At 63.8% G+C, this 5,614-nt stretch carries 6 protein-coding genes; 3 read left to right on the forward strand and 3 right to left on the reverse strand.

Annotated elements, in window-relative coordinates; genetic code table 11:
* On the reverse strand, positions 1-826 hold an 826-nt coding region (locus ACOZKU_RS18815; protein ID WP_421580158.1), incomplete at its 3' end, for an NAD(P)/FAD-dependent oxidoreductase.
* Between the two features lie 159 nt (positions 827-985).
* Between ACOZKU_RS18815 and ACOZKU_RS18820 the strand changes: the two genes are divergently transcribed.
* Positions 986-1,702, forward strand: coding sequence for an MOSC domain-containing protein (locus tag ACOZKU_RS18820; protein ID WP_421580159.1), 717 nt, complete (start codon positions 986-988; stop codon positions 1,700-1,702).
* Here the strand turns inward: ACOZKU_RS18820 and ACOZKU_RS18825 are convergent.
* A complete protein-coding gene (locus ACOZKU_RS18825) occupies positions 1,696-2,349 on the reverse strand; it encodes a GntR family transcriptional regulator (protein ID WP_314090035.1) in 654 nt (217 codons plus the stop codon). The genes ACOZKU_RS18820 and ACOZKU_RS18825 overlap by 7 nt on opposite strands.
* A 178-nt stretch (positions 2,350-2,527) precedes the next feature.
* On the opposite strand from ACOZKU_RS18825, the gene ACOZKU_RS18830 reads away from it, so the two are divergent.
* Together ACOZKU_RS18830 and ACOZKU_RS18835 are read left to right on the forward strand one after the other, a co-directional pair.
* Complete coding sequence (locus ACOZKU_RS18830) at positions 2,528-3,877, forward strand: glutamine synthetase family protein (protein WP_314089949.1); 1,350 nt, start codon at positions 2,528-2,530, stop codon at positions 3,875-3,877.
* On the forward strand, positions 3,877-5,181 hold the full coding sequence (locus ACOZKU_RS18835; RefSeq protein ID WP_421580160.1) for an NAD(P)/FAD-dependent oxidoreductase: 1,305 nt from the start codon (positions 3,877-3,879) through the stop codon (positions 5,179-5,181). Before ACOZKU_RS18830 ends, ACOZKU_RS18835 begins: the two co-directional genes overlap by 1 nt.
* A 54-nt stretch (positions 5,182-5,235) precedes the next feature.
* Here ACOZKU_RS18835 and ACOZKU_RS18840 read toward each other — a convergent pair.
* The coding region (locus tag ACOZKU_RS18840) for a formyltransferase family protein (RefSeq protein WP_421578810.1) at positions 5,236-5,614 on the reverse strand (379 nt) is incomplete at its 5' end.

Here is a 5,614-nt window from a genome sequence, read left to right on the forward strand (position 1 = left end):
AGCCGCGCTTGACGGCGAGCGGGAAGTGGTAGCCGAGCTTGCGCGTCACGGTGTCGGCCCAGGGGCCGAGCGCCACGACGACTTCCTTGCCCTCCAGCGGCCCTTCGGGGGTGGCGATGCGCCAGCCCTCGCCTTCCAGAACGTGCTCGATGGTCGCCGCGTCGCCCGATTTCAACTGGCCGCCGAGCGACTGGAAATAGGCGAGGTAGCGCTTCATCAGGCTCTGCGGATCGAGGATCGACCACGGATCGGTCCAGCGCAGGCCGCCGGTCAGGTCTGCGCGGATGGAGGGCTCCATCTGCGCCACCTCCGCCGTCGTCAGCTTCTGGTGGTTGACGCCGAAATTGGCCGACAGTTTTTCAGCCTCGGCGTAAGCCGCATCACGCGCCTTCTCCGAGCGGAAAACCTTCATCCAGCCGTCCTTGCGGATCAGATCCTCGGCACCGGAGGCGGTGATCAGGTCGGCATGTTCGGAAATCGAGTTCTCGATGAGCGGCGCATAGAGATGGGCGATGCTCTGATGCTGGCGGAAGCCGGAATGCCACCAGTAACGGGCGAGGAACGGAATGATGCCCGGGATTGCCGAGGGATGGTAATGCGCGTCGATCGTGTTGTTCAGCGCATAGCGGAACAGCGCGCCGAAATCGTGCGGGAAGCCATAGGGAAAGACGCCCTCGCGCTGGATGAGGCCGGCATTGCCGTAGGATGTCTCTTCGGCGGCACCGCGCCGGTCGACGAGCACCACCGACTTGCCGCGCCGCGCCAGATGGATGGCGGTCGAAATGCCGATCACGCCCGCGCCGAGAACTATGACATCCGTCTTCATGTGCTGCCCCATATTCCACACTCACATGCGTGATCCATTGCATGGCCCGAACGGCGGATGCAAGCCGCTTGCTTGCGTCAAAGCGCCATCGCGCAAGAGAGATCGACAGTCCGCAACCGGGTCGCTAGCTTCACGCAGCCATGGACAGGGAGAAACGGCATGCAGGTCGGTACGATATGTGAACTCTGGCGCTATCCGGTCAGTTCATTGACTGGCGAAAAGCTCGATGCCGTTGATCTCAACGAGACGGGCATTGCCGGCGACCGGCAATGGGGTCTGTTCGATGCCGGTAGCGCGGATGTCGCCGCACCCGAGAGCGAACGGCGCTGGCGGCCCGTGCCGGGGCTGCGGGCGCGGATGGCGGCCGAGGGGCCGCAGGTCAGCCGCGATGGCGCCGCCTGGCATGCCGTGCCCTCCCCGGATGCCGACCGGGCGGCGTCAGACCATCTGGATTTTCCGGTGCGCTTCCGGCGTTTCGGCGAGAGCGATGCCGCACCGCGTTACGATCGCGGTCACCTGCATATCCTGACGACCGGCTCGCTCGCCCGTCTGCAGGCTCTGATTCCTGCCGCCGTCATCGACACGCGGCGCTTCCGGCCGAACATCCTGGTCGAGACCGATGCTGCTGATGTAGACTTCGTCGAGCAACGGCTCATCGGAAAGCGCTTGAGCGTCGGAAAAGCGGTCGTCGAAATCACCGAGCCCTGCACGCGTTGCGCCTTCACGGCGCTCGGACAGCCCGACATTCCCTTCGACAAGGATGTGCTGCACGCCATCGCCAAACACGGTGGCGGTGGTTTTGGCGTGCTGGCGAAGGTCGTTACGGCGGGCCGGATCGCCTCCGGCGACGCCGTCAGCGTTGACCAGGCCTATTGACCGGCCAGCCGCAGCAGGTTTTCGATAGCCGTGCGTTCGAAACCGCCGATGCCCTCGGAAATATCGGCCTTGATGGCCGCTGCCACTGCATCCTCGTCGCGTTTGCGCAGGGCGGCGATCGCCTCCTGATGACGGTCGACGAAATAGAGCTGCGCGACATGTTCCATGGCGATGCCGAGGAAGGGGCCGAGCTGGAGCCAGATGCTCTCCACCATCGGGATGATCGCCTGCTCGGGATTGGCGGAATAGAGCGTGCGATGGAATTCCTGGTTCAGGAGCAGCGCGGCCGCGTTGTCCTTGCGCGCGATCGCCTCGTCCTGCGCCCGGTCGACCTCCTCGAGCCTGTCGATACAGCGCTCGGTGATATGCGGCACGGCGCGGCGGGCGGCGTGCTGCTCCAGCACGGAGCGCAGCGAGACCAGCTCGCTGAACCGGTCGGCCGTCATACGCGGCACCATGATGCGCCTGTTGTCGAGCACGCGTAGCGCTCCCTCGGAAGAGAGGCGGCGCAGCGCCTCGCGAACCGGCGTGGGGCTCGATTCCATCGCCTCGGCGATGCCGCGGATGGTCAGCGATTCGCCCGGCCGGATCGAGCCGACCATGATGGCCTGGCGCAGGCGCCGATGCGCATATTCATGCGTCGTCATGCCGTCCGGTCGATCCAGAGGTTCCAGCGCCAGATTGCCCAATCCATTCCTCCTGTGACAGGCTGTCGGTTGCTAACCTATCCTTATCGAGAGGTTCTAGCAGCTTGACCGGCGACAAGAAAGTGTGCATATTTTGAAAATGTGATCACAAAAATAATTATGTGATAGGGAACATATTATGGCTCTGAGCGAAGATTCCGAATGGCTGATCAGCGCCGATGGCGTGGAAAGCATCCAGGCCGTCGTCTGCGACCTGAACGGCATCCTGCGCGGTAAGCGCGTGCCCGTCGGGCAGGCGGAAAAGGTGCTGAAGGGCGGCATCCGCATGCCCTTGTCCATCGTCGGCGTCGACGTCTGGGGCGAGGATATCGTCGGTTCGAGCCACGTCTTCGCGTCGGGCGACATGGATGGCATCTGCGCGGCGACCGGCCGCGGGGCACTGCCCGTCAGCTGGACGCTGAAACCATCGGCCGTCGTGCCGCTCTGGCTGTTCAAGGAGAGCGGCGAGCCGTTCCTTGCGGATCCGCGCCAGGCACTCGCCAATATCGTGCGCCAGTATCACGAAATGGGCCTGAAACCCGTCGTCGCCTCGGAGATGGAATTCTACCTGATCGACGCCGAGCCCGACCATGCCCAGCCGCCGATCTCGCCCTATACCGGCAAGCGGCTGGATTCCGACGCCATCCTCTCGATCGACGAACTCGACGATTTCGGCCAGTTCTTCTCCGACGTCTATGCGGAATGCGAGCGGCAGAATGTGCCGGCGGATTCGGCCGTCGCCGAAAACGGCATCGGCCAGTTCGAAATCAACCTCATGCACTCAGACGATCCGTTGAAGGCCGCCGACGACGCGCTGTTCTTCAAGCGCATCGTCAAGGGCATCGCGCGCAAACACGGCTTCGCCGCCACCTTCATGGCAAAACCCTACGGCATGCGCTCGGGCAGCGGCATGCACATGCATTTCAGCCTGGTGGACGAAGACGGGAACAACGTCTTCGACGACGGCACGGCCGAAGGCTCCGACATCATGAAACACGCCGTCGCGGGCCTGACGCGCGGCATGGCGGAATCGACGCTGCTCTTTGCGCCGCATTTCAACTCCTACCGCCGCCTGCGGCCCGATACGCACGCACCGACCTCCGTCTCCTGGGGCTATGAGAACCGCACTGCGGCGATCCGCATTCCCGGCGGCAGCAACAAGGCGCGGCGCATCGAGCATCGGGTCGCCGGTGCCGATGCCAATCCCTATCTCGTCATGGCCGCCATTCTGGGCGCCGCACTTGTCGGCATCCGCAACAAGTGGGAACCGCCGGCGCCGGTCTCGGGCCGCGCCTATCAATCGCAGCTGCCGCGCATTCCCTCCGAATGGGGCTCTGCCGTCACCGCCTTCGAGAACGGCCCGATCGTCTCGGAAATCTTCGACGCGGATCTCCGCTCCATGCTGATCGCCTGCAAGCGGCAGGAACTTGCCGGTTTTGCCGAACAGGTGACCGACTTCGAATTCAGCGCCTACCTGGAAATCGTCTGATGGCCAACACCCAGTCCTATGCCGGCAACGGCGAATATCCCGACAGCTACTACGCTGCCTCCCGCAACATCATCCGCACCCCGAAGGTGCTGGAAGGGGCCGTGACCGCCGACGTCGCCGTGCTCGGCGCCGGTTATTCCGGCCTCTCCACCGCCATCCACCTTGCCGAAAAGGGCTACAAGGTGGTGATGGTCGAGGGGGCCGGCATCGGCTGGGGCGCATCAGGCCGCAACGGCGGACAGATCGTCAACGGCCTGAATGCCAGCCTCGACACGATCAAGCGCCGCTACGGCGACCAGGCCGGCGCCTTCGTCGGCGGCTTGGTGCAGGAAGGCGGCAAGATCATCCGCCGCATCGTCTCGCAGTACAATATCGATTGCGACCTGAAGGCCGGCAATATCTACGCCGCCTATACGCCCGCCCATATGAAGGAGCTGGAGCAAAAGAAGGCGCTGTGGAAGAGCTATGGCATGGACGATCACCAGATGCTGGACAAGGCAGCGATCCAGACGCTGGTGAAGACCGACGCCTATATCGGCGGCATGCTGGACACGACCGGCGGCCACATGCACCCGCTCAATCTGACGCTCGGCGAGGCGGCAGCGCTCGAATCGCTCGGCGGCGTGATCTATGAGCAGTCACCGGTCATCCGCGTCGAGCACGATGCCGAAAAGCCGGTCATCCACACGGCCAAAGGCAGCGTCGCGGCCAACACCGCCGTCATCTGCGGCAATGCCTATCTCGGCCATGTCGTGCCGAAGCTCGTCTCGCGCGTCATGCCGGTCTCGACCCAGATGGTGGCCACCGAACCGCTCGGCGACCGCGCCGATGCGCTGATCCCGAGCGACATGTGCGTCGAAGACGTGCGCTACATCCTGGATTATTTCCGCCTGTCGGCGGACAAGCGCATGATCTTTGGCGGCGGCACCGTCTATGGCGGCACCGACCCGGCCGATGTGCGCGCAAAAATCCGCCCGAACCTCGAAAAGGTCTTCCCGTCGCTGAAGGGCGTGAAGATCGATTACGCCTGGAGCGGCAATTTCGCGTTGTCCTTCTCCCGCGTGCCGCAGATGGGCAAGATCGGCAAGAACACCTATTTCGCCCACGGCTATAGCGGCCACGGCGTCACCGGCTCGCATCTGTTCGGCAAGATCCTGAGCGAAGCGATCCACGGCGACCTCTCGCGCTTCAGCCAGTTCGAAAAACTGCCCTGGATCCCGTTCCCCGGCGGCCGCATGTTCCGCGCCCAGTACTCGACCATCGGTTCCTGGTGGTACCAGTTCAAGGATGCCTTCGGCCTCTGAGGCCAACAAAAAAGCCGGCGGAAACGCCGGCTTTTTCATGTCATGCAGCGTCTATCAGCCCATGCGCTCGGAGGCGTATGAGCCCGGCGACGGCGGGAAGACGATGGTCTTGTTACCGTTCATGAAGACCCGGTGATGGATATGGGCATGCACCGCGCGGGCGAGAACCTGGCTCTCCACGTCGCGGCCGATCGAGACATAATCCTCGGCCGACTGCGCATGCGTGATGCGCGCGACGTCCTGCTCGATGATCGGACCTTCGTCGAGGTCTTCGGTGACGTAGTGCGCCGTCGCGCCGATCAGCTTCACGCCGCGCTCGAAGGCCTGCTTGTAGGGGTTGGCGCCCTTGAACGACGGCAGGAACGAGTGGTGGATGTTGATGATGCGGCCCGACATCTTCTTGCAGACGGCATCCGACAGGACCTGCATGTAG

The organism is Shinella sp. M31 (assembly GCF_049199205.1).
Taxonomy (GTDB): Bacteria; Pseudomonadota; Alphaproteobacteria; order Rhizobiales; family Rhizobiaceae; genus Shinella.

What these genes read in the sequence shown, in the direction of transcription:
- ACOZKU_RS18830 (WP_314089949.1), top strand. Translation starts at nt 2,528, where the DNA reads ATGGCTCTGAGCGAAGATTCCGAATGGCTGATCAGCGCCGATGGCGTG.
- ACOZKU_RS18835 (WP_421580160.1), top strand. Translation starts at nt 3,877, where the DNA reads ATGGCCAACACCCAGTCCTATGCCGGCAACGGCGAATATCCCGACAGC.
- ACOZKU_RS18825 (WP_314090035.1), bottom strand. Translation starts at nt 2,349, where the DNA reads ATGACGACGCATGAATATGCGCATCGGCGCCTGCGCCAGGCCATCATG.
- ACOZKU_RS18820 (WP_421580159.1), top strand. Translation starts at nt 986, where the DNA reads ATGCAGGTCGGTACGATATGTGAACTCTGGCGCTATCCGGTCAGTTCA.